Source organism: Streptococcus sp. 2018162, from assembly GCF_019754175.1.
GTDB lineage: Bacteria > Bacillota > Bacilli > Lactobacillales > Streptococcaceae > Streptococcus > Streptococcus hashimotonensis.
In genome coordinates, this window is the sequence record NZ_JAIJZP010000011.1 from 33,740 (window position 1) to 49,280 (window position 15,541).

Sequence of the window (15,541 nt, forward strand, 5' to 3'; positions counted from 1 at the left end):
CAACCTTGCACGGTCACTCGACTGTACAAGCTGTCTGCAGCTATTGAGGCGAACTTTGTTCGCTATATCTCCAACCTCCAAAGGATCCCCGAACCTTTGGAGCGAGTACTAAAAGTAAACTAAAAGACTATAAATTAAAAGCGAGTGGTTAAACTCGCTTTTTCTGTTTGGTTAGATTGAGTCCGAATGGGACAAGGTTCTCTTCTTTTTTTAAAATTCGTTGGATGTTTTCCTTGTGCCGAACGATGACAAATAGCCCCAAAAAGACGATGATGATGGTGAAGAGCCAGTCGTAGCTTGGCAGGATGATTCCTATTACTGGAAATAGCAGAGCTCCTAAGATTGCTAAAGCAGCAGCCAATACGCTGGAGAAGGAAACCATCGAAGTGAGGTAAAGAGAAGTCACAAAAATGATGACTAGATAGAGACAGAAAGCAGGTGCGACGCCTAACAACATACCGGCGGATGTGGCAACAGCCTTTCCACCTTTGAATTGGGCAAAGATAGGGAAAGTGTGTCCCAGTACAGCCATTAACCCAAATACAATCGGAGAAATTCCTTGGGCATGAAAGATCAGCGGAAGCAAGGCTGCCAACGTTCCCTTGAGAAAATCAATTACAAATACAATCGTACCAGCCTTTGGACCTAAAATACGGAATGTGTTGGTTGTTCCAGTATTTCCCGAACCATGTTCACGAATGTTGATATTGAAAAAAGTTTGACCTATCCAAAGTCCTGACGGGATAGATCCCAATAAATATGCAATAAATAGTAAAATAAGATTGACTAACATGTTTTCATTATAGCATATTTTCATCTAATTTAGTCCAAAATCTTATTTTGTGAGCTGTCTCAGCCGATAGGTAGCAGAAATATTTTGCAAAAATGCTAAAAAACTTGTAATATAGAAAGGATGATAAGTATGGAGGTCAATTTTGGCTAAGAAAGAGATTGATATAAATAATTACAATGATGATGCCATTCAGGTATTGGAAGGCCTAGATGCCGTTCGCAAACGCCCTGGTATGTACATCGGATCCACAGACGGAAATGGCTTGCACCACATGGTCTGGGAGATTGTCGACAACGCTGTCGATGAAGCCCTGTCAGGTTTCGGTGATCGGATCGATGTGACTATTAACAAGGACGGTAGCCTGTCTGTGTCTGACCGTGGACGCGGAATGCCTGTCGGTATGCACGCAACAGGCAAGCCAACGGTTGAAGTCATCTTCACCGTTCTCCACGCAGGTGGTAAGTTCGGTCAAGGTGGCTACAAGACTTCAGGTGGTCTCCACGGGGTTGGTTCTTCGGTGGTCAATGCCCTGTCCAGCTGGTTGGAAGTTGAGATTACCCGTGACGGTGCTGTTTACAAGCAACGGTTTGAGCAGGGCGGAAAGCCAGTCACGACTTTAGAGAAGATTGGTACCGCTCCAAAATCAAAAACAGGTACAAAAGTTACCTTTATGCCTGACGACACCATTTTCTCAACGACCGATTTCAAGTTCAACACCATTGCCGAACGCCTGAAAGAATCAGCCTTCTTGCTCAAACAAGTCACCATGACCTTGACAGATGAGCGGACGGGTGAGCAGGAGGAGTACCACTACGAAAATGGTGTCCAGGACTTTGTATCCTACCTCAACGAAGACAAGGAAACTCTGACACCTGTCCTCTATTTTGAAGGAGAAGATGCAGGATTCCAGGTCCAAGTGGCCATGCAGTACAACGACGGCTATTCAGACAATATCCTGTCCTTCGTTAACAACGTTCGGACCAAGGACGGTGGTACCCACGAAACAGGTCTCAAACTAGCCATTACCAAGGCCATGAACGACTATGCTCGTAAGACCAACTTGCTCAAGGAAAAGGACAAGAACTTGGAAGGCTCTGACTACCGTGAAGGTTTGTCTGCGGTCCTTTCTATCCTTGTACCAGAAGAGCATTTGCAGTTCGAAGGGCAGACCAAGGACAAGTTGGGAAGCCCACTTGCTCGTCCTGTGGTGGACGGCATTGTATCGGACAAATTAACCTTCTTCCTTTTGGAAAATGGCGAGCTAGCATCTAATCTAGTCCGCAAGGCCATTAAGGCGCGTGACGCCCGCGAGGCTGCGCGTAAGGCACGTGACGAATCCCGAAATGGTAAGAAAAACAAGAAGGACAAGGGACTTCTGTCAGGTAAGCTAACCCCAGCCCAGTCTAAAAATCCAGCTAAAAATGAACTCTATCTGGTCGAGGGAGATTCAGCCGGAGGCTCTGCCAAACAGGGCCGTGACCGCAAGTTCCAAGCCATTCTACCTTTGCGTGGTAAGGTTATCAATACCGCCAAGGCAAAAATGGCGGACATCCTCAAAAACGAAGAAATCAACACCATGATTTACACCATCGGTGCAGGTGTTGGATCAGACTTTACGCTGGAAGATGTCAACTATGACAAGATTATTATCATGACCGATGCGGATACGGATGGTGCCCACATTCAGACCCTCTTGCTGACCTTCTTCTATCGCTATATGCGACCGTTAGTAGAAGCAGGTCGGGTTTACATCGCCCTTCCGCCACTTTATAAGATGTCTAAAGGCAAGGGCAAGACAGAAAAGATTGCTTATGCTTGGTCTGACGGAGAATTAGAAGATCTCCGCAAGGATTTTGGCAAGGGCTTCATCCTCCAACGCTACAAGGGTCTTGGTGAGATGAATGCCGATCAGCTCTGGGAAACAACCATGAACCCTGAAACCCGTACTCTTATCCGCGTCACCATTGAAGACCTAGCCCGTGCTGAACGCCGAGTATCTGTCCTCATGGGCGACAAGGTCGAGCCACGCCGCAAGTGGATTGAGGACAATGTTAAGTTTACTTTGGAGGAAGCGACAGCTTTTACTAAATAATCTCAGGGAAGTTGAGGTGCCATATGGTTTTAGAAAATAAATTTGGGATTGAAAATTCGGCTGAATTAGCCCGTCTTGAAGAACAAATCAGCAAGAAAAAAGCAGCTCAACTGTTCGAAACTGGCCAGTTATTCCAGATAGAATTTGGGACTTTTGCAGGTTTGGCACACATTCATCAGGCTTTATTTGAGGATATTTACGACTTTGCAGGGAAAATTCGTGATGTCAACATTGCCAAAGATAATTTTCAATTCGCTCCACGAATCTTTCTTGAGCAGTCTTTGGCCTATATTGACAAGCTACCTCATGAAACCTTTGACGAAATCGTTGAAAAATATGCGGATATGAACATTGCACATCCATTCCGAGAAGGAAATGGACGCAGTATGCGTATCTGGTTGGATTGTATGCTACGGGATAGTTTGGGCAAGGTGGTTGATTGGAATAGCATTGATAAAGATGAGTATTTCAATGCCATGGTTAGAAGCCATGTGTCAACAGGAGAGCTTAAATATCTGTTATTGCAAGCCTTAACGGAAGATCTTGGTCAGGCTACTTATTTCAAGGGCATCGACCATTCTTATTTCTATGAGGGTTACAACCTATATCGTACTGAGGATTTGTAAATCTAGCAAAGACAAACTATGTGAGGTGTTTTATGCCATTAAGAGGAAAATTAACTGACCGTTTTCAAAAACGGTTGTCTGAATGGGCTCGAAAGCGCAAGCCATTTAAAAATAAACAGGAGTTGGAAGAGAAATTTGACCAAGCATTGAAGATTTGGCAATCTTCCAAAACTCGGCAACATGCAGAAAGCTTGCTATCTGAGCAAGGAAAATTAGAACATTTTTTACATAGCACGGAACGGAAACTGTCTCGTATGCCTTTTGGTGGAGATAAGTTTGCGGCTATTCCAGGCTTGATTTCCATGGTGCGAAGCTATATCCGTAGAGATTACAGCAAGTTACCCAAAGGGACAATCCTTGCAATTATAGGTGCTTTGATTTATTTTTTCAGTCCTATTGATGCCTTACCAGATTTCATCCTTGGAGCAGGTCTACTTGATGATGCCTTTGTCCTTAATGCCTGTTTGAAATTAATCAAAACAGATGTCGATGACTTTAGAAGCTGGCAAGCAAGTCAGTGGGAAGTGGAAGAGTAGCTATGATAAAGTTTTTAAGAAAAAAGCCAACTATCGAGCAACTTAAGAAAGTTCCGTATGCTTCTCAGCATACAGAGGTTCTACGTTCAATTTGGCGAGCAGATGTGCCTAAATACGGGATTTCTTCTACTTTACAAGGTGAATTACTTCGACAATTAGAAAAACTTCGCTGGGAAGCTCAAGCAAATGGCAATGTCAATTGGTGTGAAGAGCACTCAGACTACTGTCGATTCATAAAGGAGACTCTCTATAAAGGAAAAGTCCTTTCTTCTCAACAGAAGCAAGAGTTAGTTTTAATAATGGATTATCTAAAATCGTGTGGTGAGTATGCTCAAGCTTATCAAGAAAATTTGATTGATGATGAGGAACTAGAAATTGAGAAATTAGCATATGTTGATGATAATCTTTATGATAGAGTAGGGGATATGATTGCTTTCTTTTATCAGAGAACTTAGGTAAAGAACTAATGTTTAGCTAAGGATATAGCAATAGAAATTGTAAGGTCTCTTCCGTTCTCACTACTTAAGGCGATTATCAAAAAAAGTAAAAAAGAAAATTTTTCGACAAGAAACAAAGAAAGGAATGTTCAGCTAGTCTGTCTAACTGAACACGGGACTGAATCGTCCCTTTGTATCTTAATTTATGTCTAACATTCAAAACATGTCCCTTGAGGACATCATGGGAGAGCGCTTTGGTCGCTACTCCAAATACATTATTCAGGAGCGGGCCTTGCCGGACATTCGTGACGGTCTAAAGCCCGTGCAACGTCGGATTCTTTATTCCATGAATAAGGACGGCAACACTTTTGACAAGGGTTACCGCAAGTCCGCCAAGTCAGTCGGGAATATCATGGGGAATTTCCACCCACACGGTGATTCCTCTATTTATGATGCCATGGTCCGCATGAGTCAGGACTGGAAAAACCGCGAGATTTTGGTGGAGATGCACGGAAACAACGGTTCCATGGACGGTGACCCGCCTGCGGCCATGCGTTACACCGAGGCTCGCCTGTCGGAAATGGCAGGTTATTTGCTGGCCGACATCGAGAAAAAGACAGTACCATTTGCCTGGAACTTTGACGATACGGAAAAAGAACCCACTGTGCTACCAGCTGCCTTCCCTAATCTCTTGGTCAATGGAGCGACAGGAATTTCAGCAGGGTACGCGACTGACATCCCGCCGCATAATCTGGCGGAGGTCATCGATGCCGTTGTTTACATGATTGATCATCCGACTGCTAGCTTGGACAAGCTAATGGAGTTCCTGCCTGGGCCAGACTTCCCAACAGGTGCCATTATCCAAGGGGCTGACGAAATCAAGAAGGCCTATGAAACTGGTAAGGGTCGTGTCGTTGTCCGTAGCCGTTGTGACATTGAGCAACTCAAGGCAGGTAAGAAACAGATTGTCATAACCGAGATTCCGTACGAGGTCAATAAGGCTGTTCTGGTCAAGAAGATTGATGATGTCCGTGTCAACAACAAGGTGCCTGGTATTGCTGAGGTGCGTGATGAGTCAGACCGTACAGGTCTGCGGATTGCCATTGAGTTGAAAAAAGACAGCGATGAGCAAACCATTCTCAACTACCTTTACAAATATACCGACTTACAAATCAATTACAACTTCAACATGGTGGCGATTGACAATTTCACACCGCGTCAGGTTGGCTTGCAGAAAATTCTGTCTAGCTACATCGCCCACCGCCGTGAGATTATCATTGCTCGTTCTAAGTTTGACAAGGAAAAGGCAGAGAAACGTCTCCATATCGTAGAAGGCTTGATCCGTGTTATTTCTATTTTGGACGAGGTCATTGCCCTTATCCGTGCCTCTGAAAACAAGGCGGATGCTAAGGAAAACTTGAAAGTCAGCTATGAGTTTAGCGAGGAACAGGCAGAAGCAATCGTGACCTTGCAACTCTACCGCTTGACCAATACCGACATTGTGACCTTGGAAAATGAAGAAGCAGCCCTACGCGAGCAGATTCAGACCTTGGCAGCCATTATCGGCGATGAGCGCACCATGTTCAATCTTATGAAGAAGGAACTGCGTGAGGTCAAGAAGCAGTTTGGCAACCCTCGTTTGAGTGAATTGCAGGATCAGGCAGAAGCGATTGAGATTGACACCGCCAGCTTGATTGTCGAAGAAGAAACTTTTGTCAGCGTGACCAAGGCGGGTTACATCAAACGGACCAGTCCACGTTCTTTCAATGCCTCAACCCTTGAAGAAATGGGCAAACGAGAGGATGACCAGCTGATTTTCTTGCAGAATGCCAAGACAACCCAGCATCTCCTGCTCTTTACCAATCTTGGAAATGTTATCTACCGACCTGTCCATGAACTGACAGATATTCGTTGGAAAGACATCGGTGAACACCTGAGTCAGACCTTGATGAACTTTGATACCAATGAAGAGGTTATCTTCGCTGAACTGGTTGAGAATTTTGAAGAGGGAACTTATTTCGCGGTAACTAAATACGGTCAAATCAAGCGTGTGGAGCGGAAGGAGTTCACGCCATGGCGGACTTATAAGTCCAAGTCAACCAAGTATGCCAAACTCAAAGATGCGGATGATGTGGTCATTACCGTATCGCCTGTGGTCTTAGACGACATCATGCTCATGACAGAAAAGGGCTACGCTCTGCGATTTAACATCGAAGAAGTGCCAATCATCGGTGCCAAGGCGGCCGGTGTCAAGGCGGTCAACCTCAAGGATGGGGATGTGGTGGCTGCGGCCTTTATCAGCAATACCAGCTCCGTCTATCTCCTGACCCAGCGTGGTAGTTTGAAGCGGATGGCGGTGGAGGAAATCCCTGTGACCAGCCGTGCCAAGCGTGGTTTGCAGGTGCTTCGCGAACTCAAGGCTAAGCCTCACCGTGTCTTTGCGGCAGGTCCAGTCTTGACGGACCAGGGGGATTTTGACCTCTTTAGCACGGCAAATGAAGATGAAACGACAAGTCAAGTGCTTCATGTGCAGTCCAAAACGGGCAAACTCTATGAGGTTGATGTGACCCAGCTTAGCCTGTCTGAACGAACCAGCAACGGCAGCTTCATTTCGGATACCATTTCTGATGAGGAAGTCTTCAGAGCCTGGATAGACTAAAAAGATGAAAAGATTGCTCGCAAAGCAGTCTTTTTGCTATACTGTAGGAGAGGTAAATGCTATGAAAATTATCAAATTATTTTTCAGTATAAAAGTCTATCTATGGCTTGTTCTGTCCTTCCTTCTGTTATTGTGTGGTGTATGGGGATACGGCTACATCTCTGGTGAAAAGAGTAATCAGCAGGAAGTGAGTGTCCATACGGCTATTCAGTCTGTCGAGCAAGTCAATGAATTGGTATTTCTAAATACGGCTGTCCAGAAAATTGTGACCGCTAAAAACTACACGGTCTTATTTGGTCAAGAACTGCCCTTCTCAGAAAAATCAGCCCTCTTAATTATCAAGTACAAGGCGAAATTTGGTATTAAAAGTCCTGTATCCATTGAACATCTTTCTGAAAATAGGTACAAAATTACCCTTCCAGCCTTTGAAGTCATTGGATTGGAATTAGATGCAGAAGAACCTTATACCTTATATGATAAGAGTGGTGAGATATTGAGTTTTGCGACGGAAGAAATCGATACTGCCCAACTCATCACAGATGAATTTCAGTCAGCAGAACAAGAAACGTTTCTAGCAGATTATCAGGAAGACATAAAAGAGTCAGCAAAAAATTACTATCAAAATTTGTTTAAGGCAATTTCTCCTGAAATTGAACTAGAGTTTGTTTTTAACGAGTAAAAGTCTGGTTTACCAGGCTTTTTCTTATATTCACAAAATTTTCTGAATTTTTAATTGAAAATCACTTTCAAAAGTAGTAAAATAATAAAAAATAAATTTGGAGAAACTATATGACAGTGAACATTGACTGGGAAAACCTTGGTTTTTCTTATATGAAACTACCTTACCGCTTTATCGCTCATTTCAAAAACGGCAAATGGTCTGAAGGGCAATTGACTGAAGATGCGGACCTGCACATTTCAGAAAGCTCACCAGCCCTTCACTATGGTCAGCAAGCTTTTGAAGGCCTCAAGGCCTATCGCACGAAGGAGGGAAAACTCCAGCTCTTTCGTCCAGACCAAAACGCTGAGCGCCTGCAACGAACAGCTGACCGCTTGCTCATGGAGCCTGTACCGACTGACCTTTTCATCAAGGCTTGTAAAGAGGTGGTCAAAGCCAACGCGGACTACGTTCCTCCCTATGGAACTGGTGGCACGCTCTATCTCCGCCCGCTCCTGATTGGTGTCGGCGACATCATCGGCGTAAAACCAGCAGAAGAGTACATTTTCACCGTTTTTGCCATGCCGGTCGGAAACTACTTCAAGGGTGGTTTGGCTCCGACCAACTTCCTCATTCAGGACAAGTACGACCGTGCGGCACCAAATGGAACAGGGGCGGCTAAGGTTGGTGGTAACTATGCAGCATCGCTCTTGCCGGGCCAATATGCTAAAAAGCAGGGCTTCTCAGATGTCATCTATCTGGACCCAGCTACCCACACCAAGATTGAAGAAGTAGGGTCTGCTAATTTCTTTGGTATTACAGCCAATAACGAGTTTGTCACACCGATTTCGCCATCAATCTTGCCGTCCATTACCAAGTATTCTCTCTTGTATTTGGCAGAGCATCGTCTGGGAATGAAGGCAGTGGAGCGAGAAGTCCTTGTCGAAGAATTAGACCAGTTTGTCGAAGCAGGAGCTTGCGGAACAGCTGCAGTTATCTCACCAATTGGTGGTATCCAGATTGCAGACAAACTCCATGTTTTCCATAGTGAAACAGAAGTAGGACCTGTCACTCGTAAATTATATGACGAATTAACAGGTATCCAGTTTGGTGATATTGAAGCGCCAGAAGGCTGGATTGTCGAAGTAGAATAATTTCAGAAGGCTTGCACTTGCAAGCTCTTCTCTTTTTTTGTAGAATAGTAAAAGTGAGGTTTGAAAATGAGTAAAAAAGATAAAAAAATTGAAATTCAGATTGAAGATAGCAAAGTTCTTGTCAATAGAGAAGAGTTCCCTGGCTACCGCCTTGTTATAGGTAAAAAAGTAATTGGAGAAATTGCAGAATTGGCTGAAAATAACTTTGCAGTTATTAAAAATGGAAATACCGAAAGCTTTTACAAAAAATTAGAAAAAGCAGTCGGAAATATTATTGAAAATTATAATTTAAGTCACTAAAAGGCTTGTAATAGTCGCTATTTTATGTTAGAATAGTGACTGTTAGTGCACGGAGAGATAGCGAAGAGGCTAAACGCGGCGGACTGTAAATCCGCTCCTTCGGGTTCGGGGGTTCGAATCCCTCTCTCTCCATGTCTAAGATACTAAGGGCGTCAAACGCATAGTAAAAATAGGAAGTTGACTGCAAATCCTGATTTGCTAGGCGACTTATCTTTTTTACACAGCGTTTAGCCCGAGTTCATTTCAGAATGCTATCTTAGAAAATGTTTTGGGGTATCGCCAAGCGGTAAGGCAAGGGACTTTGACTCCCTCATGCGTTGGTTCGAATCCAGCTACCCCAGTAAAGGTACTAGATATAGTCTAGTTCGTCAAAGATGTCTAATTGTTGTTGTCCTTGCGTGTGCCTTAAATAAAATATATTTTATGTTGGGTCGAAAGACCTGATTGTCGGAGGTTTTTTTATAATGAACGAATTTGAAGATTTGTTGAACAGTGTAAGCGAAGTTACACCTGGTGATGTGGTAACTGCAGAAGTATTGACAGTTGATGCTGGTCAAGCAAACGTAGCTATCTCAGGTACTGGTGTTGAAGGCGTATTGACTCTTCGTGAGTTGACTAACGACCGTGATGCTGATATCAACGACCTTGTAAAAGTTGGTGAAACACTTGAATTGTTAGTACTTCGCCAAGTTGTTGGTAAAGATACAGACACTGTTACTTATCTTGTATCTAAAAAACGTTTGGAAGCACGTAAAGCATGGGACAAGCTTGTTGGTCGTGAAGAAGAAGTTGTTACAGTTAAAGTAACTCGTGCCGTTAAAGGTGGTCTTGCAGTTGAATTTGAAGGTCTTCGTGGTTTCATCCCAGCTTCAATGATCGACAGCCGTTTCACTCGTAACACTGAGCGTTTTGTAGGTCAAGAATTTGATGCTAAAATCAAAGAAGTTGATCCTGCTGAGAACCGTTTCATCTTGTCACGTCGTGACGTTGTTGAAGCAGAAGCTGCAGCTGCACGTGCTGAAGTATTCGGTAAATTGGCAGTTGGTGAAGTTGTGACTGGTAAAGTTGCACGTATCACAAGCTTTGGTGCTTTCATCGACCTTGGTGGTGTAGATGGTTTGGTGCACTTGACTGAATTGTCACACGAGCGTAACGTATCTCCTAAATCAGCTGTAACAGTTGGTGAAGAAGTTGAAGTTAAAGTTCTTGCAATCGACGAAGTTGAAGGTCGCGTATCATTGTCATTGAAAGCTACACAGCCTGGTCCATGGGATGGCGTTGAGCAAAAATTGGCAGCTGGCGATGTCATCGAAGGTAAAGTAAAACGCTTGACTGACTTCGGTGCTTTCGTTGAAGTATTGCCAGGTATCGATGGTTTGGTACATATCTCACAAATTTCACACAAACGTGTTGAAAATCCGAAAGACGCTTTGTCAGTAGGTCAAGAAGTAACTGTTAAAGTTCTTGAAGTGAACGCAGCTGATGAGCGTGTATCACTTTCTATCAAAGCTTTGGAAGAGCGTCCAGCAGCAGTTGAAGGTGAAGAAAAAGCTGAAAAACGTGCTCCACGTCCACGTCGTCAAAAACGTGAAGAAAAACGTGATTACGAATTGCCAGAAACTCAATCTGGATTCTCAATGGCTGACCTTTTCGGTGACATTGAATTGTAATTCATATAAAAACTTGCCTTGTGCAAGTTTTTCCTTTCCACCCTTAGTGTAATGGATATCACGTAAGATTCCGGTTCTTGAGATGGGGGTTCGATTCCCTCAGGGTGGACTAAATTGAAAAGCCTGGATTAACAGGCTTTTTTGTTATATTATATCAAGGAGGCTATGATATGTTACATTTTGAAAATGACTATAACAAAGGTGCCTATCCTGCCTTGCTAGAAGCCTTAGTTGCAAGCAACCAAGAAGGTTTATCTGGATATGGCACTGATAAATATACTGAATCTGCTATCGAAAAAATTAAAGTGGCAACTGCCTGCCCTCATGCACAAGTTACGTTTTTAGCAGGTGGCACTCAGACCAATCAAATTGTCATTTCGTCTATGTTAGCTTCCTATGAAGGAGTCATTGCAGCGGATACTGGTCATATTGCAGTTCATGAAGCGGGGGCAATTGAATTCACAGGCCATAAAGTGTTGGCCTTACCGCATACGGATGGCAAACTTGTTGCAAGTGAAGTTGAGAACTATATTTCCGATTTCTACGCAGATGCTAATCATGCCCATATGGTTCATCCTGGTATGGTCTATATTTCCCATCCAACAGAGTATGGTACACTTTATAGCAAGTCAGAGTTGGAAGAATTATCCCAAGTTTGCCGCACCCATAATATTCCGATTTTTTTAGATGGAGCTCGTTTGGGTTACGGTCTTGCAGCTCGCGATACGGATCTTGATTTGCCAACAATTGCAGAGCTGACCGATGTTTTTTATATCGGAGGGACAAAACTTGGTGCTTTGTTGGGAGAAGCTCTGGTCTTCACCAAGAATAATCAGCCTAAGAATTTCGTATCGATCGTCAAACACCATGGTGCCTTGTTGGCGAAAGGACGAGTGACGGGTGTCCAGTTTGATTGCTTATTTACTGATGACTTGTATCTTGAATTGGGGCGTCATGCTATCGCAATGGCAGAGCAACTGATCCAGATTTTGGAAGAGAAAGGCTTTCAATTCTATCTCAAATCCCCGACCAATCAGCAATTCGTTATTGTTAAGAATGAAGAATTGGATAGATTGACAGAAGCTGGAATTGCCTATGGCTTCTGGGAAAAATACGACGATAGCCACAGTATCATCCGCTTTGCGACCAGCTGGTCAACTAGTCAAGCAGATATTGATGAATTGAGAAATAGATTATAGCAAGCAAAAAAGAAAGGGTTAGCCTTTCTTTTTAGTCTGTAAATAATGATAGCGATAAACTGCATAACGTTCAATAAGGCGGTAGCCTATTCCTCCTGCGATTGCATGTACAATCAGGGCAATATGCAATTCTAGTGGTGCTTTTATAGTGATACCAAATAGAATACCGATTACAGTCCATCCTAGTATCACCCACCATAAGTACTTAAATGGAGCATACTGGCCATTCTGGTCTTTAACTTCACTGGAAACCCTGATTGAACAGCCGGTTAATACTCCCATGGGGAGCAATGAACGAGTATCAAATGGTTCTGGTAAAAATGACGATAAGGCGAAGATTTGTATAAGCGCAAAAATCAGTAGCCAAACGAAAATCGGCGTTTTTAGAATGACGTATTTCATATTGTACCCTCCTGAAATTAGTATATCAAATCCAAGAAAGTAAAACAAATATTTATGTGCTATTGATTAGAAGTCGTTTCGGATGCCCCACTAGTTACCTCTGTATTAGTGCTGGTTTCTGTCATTGTCTCCGAAGCTTGGGTAGCAGACATTTCTGTAGACGAGGAAGAGGCAGTAGACTCTACTGAAGAGCTGGTCTCGGTTTGGGTTGAGGATGTTGTTTCGGAGCTTGAACTTGTTGAATCTTGTTCTTCTGTTAACGGATTGCCGGTTGATGATTGGCTGGGGCTAGTGGCACTGGATGATGAAATGGTAGTACTTGGAGATGTTGAGGATGTTGCAGGTTTTGCTGTAAAGGTGTAGATAGTGATGCAGGCAGTGATAATCCCTAAAATAGATCCGATAAAGGTTAAATATTTTTGAAAATTAGTTAAACCAGCCGGTTTTTTATTTGTATTCTTACGTGTATTCATGATGTACCTCCACCTTTAGTTTAAGATAGGAAGTTTAAAACTATCTTAAAGATTGCCGAAAGGCATGAAAACATGATAAAATAGGACTATTGCAATAAAAGGAATGAAAAAATGATCTATTTTGATAATGCAGCAACGACACAGGTCTATCCAGAAGTTCTCAAGACCTATACGGAAGTGGCGACAAAAATCTGGGGAAATCCCTCTAGCCTCCATAGTCTCGGCAGTCAAGCAACCCGTATTTTAGAAGCATCCCGTAAGCAAATCGCAGAATTGCTAGGCAAGGATAGCAAAGAAATCTTTTTCACCTCAGGTGGTACGGAAGGTGACAACTGGGTCATCAAGGGAGTGGCATTTGAAAAGGCACATCTGGGCAAGCACATCATCGTGTCAGCAATTGAACATCCAGCGGTAAAAGAGTCAGCACTTTGGCTCAAAACGCAAGGTTTTGAGGTGGATTTGGCTCCGGTCAATACCCAAGGTTTTGTGGATGTTTCAGCCTTAGAAAGCTTGATTCGTCCAGATACCACACTGGTTTCTATCATGGCCGTCAACAATGAAATTGGTGCCATTCAGCCCATTCAGGAAATATCTCAACTGTTAGCTGATAAGCCTACCATTTCTTTCCATGTGGATGCTGTGCAGGCTATCGGTAAGGTGCCAACGGAAGGGTATTTGACAGACCGAGTTGATTTCGTCAGTTTTTCAGGTCACAAATTCCACTCTGTCAGAGGAGTAGGTTTCGTCTATGTCAAAGCTGGCAAGAAAATCGCTCCGCTATTGACAGGAGGAGGACAGGAAAGCGACAAACGCTCAACTACTGAAAATGTGGCTGGTATCGCCGCGACTGCTAAGGCGCTCCGCTTGACCTTGGACAAGGCGGTAGATAGCCAGAAGCGGCTGGCAGCTATGAAGCAGATTTTGGTGGATGAATTGGGCAAATACGCTGATGTGACAGTCTTTTCTGGGTTAGAGGACTTTGTGCCAAGCATTGTGACGTTTGGGATTAAGAACATCCGAGGCGAGGTCATTGTCCACGCCTTTGAAGACCACCAGATTTACATTTCGACCACCTCAGCCTGCTCATCCAAGGCTGGAAAACCAGCTGGAACACTGATTGCTATGGGTGTTCCGCAGAAGTTGGCTCAAACTGCCGTCCGTATCAGCTTGGATGATGACAACGATATGGGGCAAATTGAACAATTCCTCACGATTTTCAAACAAATTTATCACAACACACAGAAAGTAAGGTAGAATGAACTATTCAGAAATTATGATTCGCTATGGCGAATTGTCAACTAAAGGGAAAAACAAGATGCGGTTTGTTAACAAACTCCGCAATAATATCAAGCATGTCCTTTCTGTTTACCCAGAAGTGACGGTTTATTTTGACCGTGACCGTGGTCATGTCTATTTGAACGGGGCAGATTATCAGGAAGTTTCAGATTCTTTGAAGAAGATTTTTGGGATCCAAAATTTCGCACCGTCTTATAAGATTGAAAAGTCTGTTCCAGCCTTGAAAGAGGCGGTTGTGGAGATTATGCAGTCCATTTACAAGGAAGGTATGACTTTCAAGATTGCGGCGCGTCGTAGCGACCACAGTTTTGAATTGGATAGTCGTGACCTCAACCAAGTCCTTGGAGATGCGGTTTTTACAGCCATTCCAAATGTACAGGTACAGATGAAGTCACCAGATATTACCTTGCGAGTGGAGATTCGTCCTGACGCTGCTTATATTTCCCATGAAGAAATCAAGGGGGCAGGCGGTCTTCCAGTTGGTACATCTGGCAAGGGTACGCTCATGCTATCAGGTGGTATTGATTCGCCTGTTGCGGGCTATTTAGCACTTAAACGTGGGGTTGAAATCGAAGCCCTGCACTTTGCAAGTCCGCCTTATACTAGCCCAGGTGCACTTAAAAAGGCCCATGATTTGACTCGTAAATTGACTGCCTTTGGTGGTAATATCACCTTTATCGAAGTGCCGTTTACAGAAATTCAGGAAGAAATCAAGGAAAAGGCACCTGAAGCTTATTTGATGACCTTGACACGTCGCTTCATGATGCGGATTACAGACCGAGTACGGGAAGAGCGTGGTGCCATGGTTATTATTAATGGTGAAAGTCTAGGACAAGTGGCCAGTCAGACCTTGGAATCAATGCAGGCTATCAATGCGGTGACAAATACACCTGTTATCCGTCCAGTCGTTACCATGGACAAGTTGGAAATCATTGATATTGCTCAAGAAATTGATACATTTGACATTTCCATCCAGCCATTTGAAGATTGCTGTACCATCTTTGCCCCTGACCGTCCAAAAACCAACCCTAAAATTAAAAATGTCGAGCAGTACGAAGCTCGTATGGATGTAGAAGGATTGGTAGAACGTGCTGTGGCTGGGATTATCGTAACTGAAATCACACCGAAAGAGGAAGTGAAAGACGAAGTGGATAGTTTGATTGAAGACTTACTGTAGCATACAATTATTTCGACATACATGTAAATCCAGTTATTGCTGGATTTTTTAATACGAATCGTTCGGAAA

At 43.5% G+C, this 15,541-nt stretch carries 15 protein-coding genes and 3 tRNA genes; 15 read left to right on the top strand and 3 right to left on the bottom strand.

The features are described 5' to 3' along the window. Nucleotides 1–148: 148 nt before the first annotated feature. Entirely contained in the window at nt 149–793 is a 645-nt protein-coding gene (gene plsY, locus K5Q22_RS08480) for a glycerol-3-phosphate 1-O-acyltransferase PlsY (protein ID WP_105202382.1), read from the bottom strand. Between the two features lie 142 nt (nt 794–935). On the opposite strand from plsY, the gene parE reads away from it, so the two are divergent. From parE to K5Q22_RS08545, 13 genes are all read left to right on the top strand, one after another. Then, entirely contained in the window at nt 936–2,885 is a 1,950-nt protein-coding gene (parE, locus tag K5Q22_RS08485) for a DNA topoisomerase IV subunit B (protein ID WP_002935482.1), read from the top strand. A 23-nt stretch (nt 2,886–2,908) separates the two neighbouring features. Further along, nucleotides 2,909–3,511 (top strand): protein adenylyltransferase Fic, encoded by a 603-nt coding sequence (fic, locus tag K5Q22_RS08490; protein ID WP_172115729.1) that lies wholly within the window; start codon nt 2,909–2,911, stop codon nt 3,509–3,511. Nucleotides 3,512–3,543: 32 nt separating this feature from the next. Beyond that, a complete protein-coding gene (locus K5Q22_RS08495) occupies nt 3,544–4,047 on the top strand; it encodes a YkvA family protein (protein ID WP_172115728.1) in 504 nt (167 codons plus the stop codon). 2 nt (nt 4,048–4,049) lie between these two features. Beyond that, complete coding sequence (locus K5Q22_RS08500) at nt 4,050–4,502, top strand: hypothetical protein (protein WP_105179465.1); 453 nt, start codon at nt 4,050–4,052, stop codon at nt 4,500–4,502. Nucleotides 4,503–4,689: 187 nt separating this feature from the next. Next, complete coding sequence (parC, locus tag K5Q22_RS08505; RefSeq protein ID WP_205013609.1) at nt 4,690–7,143, top strand: DNA topoisomerase IV subunit A; 2,454 nt, start codon at nt 4,690–4,692, stop codon at nt 7,141–7,143. Nucleotides 7,144–7,204: 61 nt separating this feature from the next. After that, complete coding sequence (locus K5Q22_RS08510) at nt 7,205–7,822, top strand: DUF4230 domain-containing protein (protein WP_205013610.1); 618 nt, start codon at nt 7,205–7,207, stop codon at nt 7,820–7,822. Between the two features lie 110 nt (nt 7,823–7,932). Next, nucleotides 7,933–8,955 carry a branched-chain amino acid aminotransferase gene (locus K5Q22_RS08515; RefSeq protein ID WP_105116002.1) on the top strand — a complete coding sequence of 341 codons (1,023 nt, stop codon included), beginning with the start codon at nt 7,933–7,935 and terminating at the stop codon, nt 8,953–8,955. A gap of 66 nt (nt 8,956–9,021) precedes the next feature. Beyond that, nucleotides 9,022–9,255, top strand: coding sequence for a DUF2969 domain-containing protein (locus K5Q22_RS08520; RefSeq protein WP_012775068.1), 234 nt, complete (start codon nt 9,022–9,024; stop codon nt 9,253–9,255). Nucleotides 9,256–9,306: 51 nt separating this feature from the next. Beyond that, a tRNA-Tyr gene (locus tag K5Q22_RS08525) sits at nt 9,307–9,387 on the top strand. Between the two features lie 137 nt (nt 9,388–9,524). After that, nucleotides 9,525–9,596, top strand: a tRNA-Gln gene (locus K5Q22_RS08530). A gap of 123 nt (nt 9,597–9,719) precedes the next feature. Next, nucleotides 9,720–10,925 (top strand): 30S ribosomal protein S1, encoded by a 1,206-nt coding sequence (rpsA, locus tag K5Q22_RS08535; protein WP_013730343.1) that lies wholly within the window; start codon nt 9,720–9,722, stop codon nt 10,923–10,925. Between the two features lie 37 nt (nt 10,926–10,962). Beyond that, nucleotides 10,963–11,034, top strand: a tRNA-Arg gene (locus K5Q22_RS08540). Nucleotides 11,035–11,095: 61 nt separating this feature from the next. After that, nucleotides 11,096–12,124 carry a low specificity L-threonine aldolase gene (locus K5Q22_RS08545; protein ID WP_205013611.1) on the top strand — a complete coding sequence of 343 codons (1,029 nt, stop codon included), beginning with the start codon at nt 11,096–11,098 and terminating at the stop codon, nt 12,122–12,124. 18 nt (nt 12,125–12,142) lie between these two features. Here K5Q22_RS08545 and K5Q22_RS08550 read toward each other — a convergent pair whose 3' ends face one another. Continuing rightward, nucleotides 12,143–12,526 (bottom strand): hypothetical protein, encoded by a 384-nt coding sequence (locus tag K5Q22_RS08550; RefSeq protein WP_044667794.1) that lies wholly within the window; start codon nt 12,524–12,526, stop codon nt 12,143–12,145. Nucleotides 12,527–12,585: 59 nt separating this feature from the next. Then, nucleotides 12,586–12,999, bottom strand: a complete 414-nt coding sequence (locus tag K5Q22_RS08555; RefSeq protein ID WP_032501593.1) for a DUF6556 family protein — start codon at nt 12,997–12,999, stop codon at nt 12,586–12,588. A gap of 111 nt (nt 13,000–13,110) precedes the next feature. Between K5Q22_RS08555 and K5Q22_RS08560 the strand changes: the two genes are divergently transcribed. Together K5Q22_RS08560 and thiI are read left to right on the top strand one after the other, a co-directional pair. Continuing rightward, nucleotides 13,111–14,253 (top strand): cysteine desulfurase family protein, encoded by a 1,143-nt coding sequence (locus tag K5Q22_RS08560; protein WP_205013612.1) that lies wholly within the window; start codon nt 13,111–13,113, stop codon nt 14,251–14,253. A gap of 1 nt (nt 14,254) precedes the next feature. After that, a complete protein-coding gene (thiI, locus tag K5Q22_RS08565; protein WP_205013613.1) occupies nt 14,255–15,472 on the top strand; it encodes a tRNA uracil 4-sulfurtransferase ThiI in 1,218 nt (405 codons plus the stop codon). The last annotated feature ends 69 nt before the right edge of the window (nt 15,473–15,541 follow it).

Bases quoted from the DNA above. Each gene is read 5' to 3' on its own strand.
- plsY (WP_105202382.1), bottom strand. From the start codon at position 793: ATGTTAGTCAATCTTATTTTACTATTTATTGCATATTTATTGGGATCT.
- fic (WP_172115729.1), top strand. From the start codon at position 2,909: ATGGTTTTAGAAAATAAATTTGGGATTGAAAATTCGGCTGAATTAGCC.
- K5Q22_RS08495 (WP_172115728.1), top strand. From the start codon at position 3,544: ATGCCATTAAGAGGAAAATTAACTGACCGTTTTCAAAAACGGTTGTCT.
- K5Q22_RS08500 (WP_105179465.1), top strand. From the start codon at position 4,050: ATGATAAAGTTTTTAAGAAAAAAGCCAACTATCGAGCAACTTAAGAAA.
- parC (WP_205013609.1), top strand. From the start codon at position 4,690: ATGTCTAACATTCAAAACATGTCCCTTGAGGACATCATGGGAGAGCGC.
- K5Q22_RS08510 (WP_205013610.1), top strand. From the start codon at position 7,205: ATGAAAATTATCAAATTATTTTTCAGTATAAAAGTCTATCTATGGCTT.
- K5Q22_RS08515 (WP_105116002.1), top strand. From the start codon at position 7,933: ATGACAGTGAACATTGACTGGGAAAACCTTGGTTTTTCTTATATGAAA.
- K5Q22_RS08520 (WP_012775068.1), top strand. From the start codon at position 9,022: ATGAGTAAAAAAGATAAAAAAATTGAAATTCAGATTGAAGATAGCAAA.
- rpsA (WP_013730343.1), top strand. From the start codon at position 9,720: ATGAACGAATTTGAAGATTTGTTGAACAGTGTAAGCGAAGTTACACCT.
- K5Q22_RS08545 (WP_205013611.1), top strand. From the start codon at position 11,096: ATGTTACATTTTGAAAATGACTATAACAAAGGTGCCTATCCTGCCTTG.
- K5Q22_RS08550 (WP_044667794.1), bottom strand. From the start codon at position 12,526: ATGAAATACGTCATTCTAAAAACGCCGATTTTCGTTTGGCTACTGATT.
- K5Q22_RS08555 (WP_032501593.1), bottom strand. From the start codon at position 12,999: ATGAATACACGTAAGAATACAAATAAAAAACCGGCTGGTTTAACTAAT.
- K5Q22_RS08560 (WP_205013612.1), top strand. From the start codon at position 13,111: ATGATCTATTTTGATAATGCAGCAACGACACAGGTCTATCCAGAAGTT.
- thiI (WP_205013613.1), top strand. From the start codon at position 14,255: ATGAACTATTCAGAAATTATGATTCGCTATGGCGAATTGTCAACTAAA.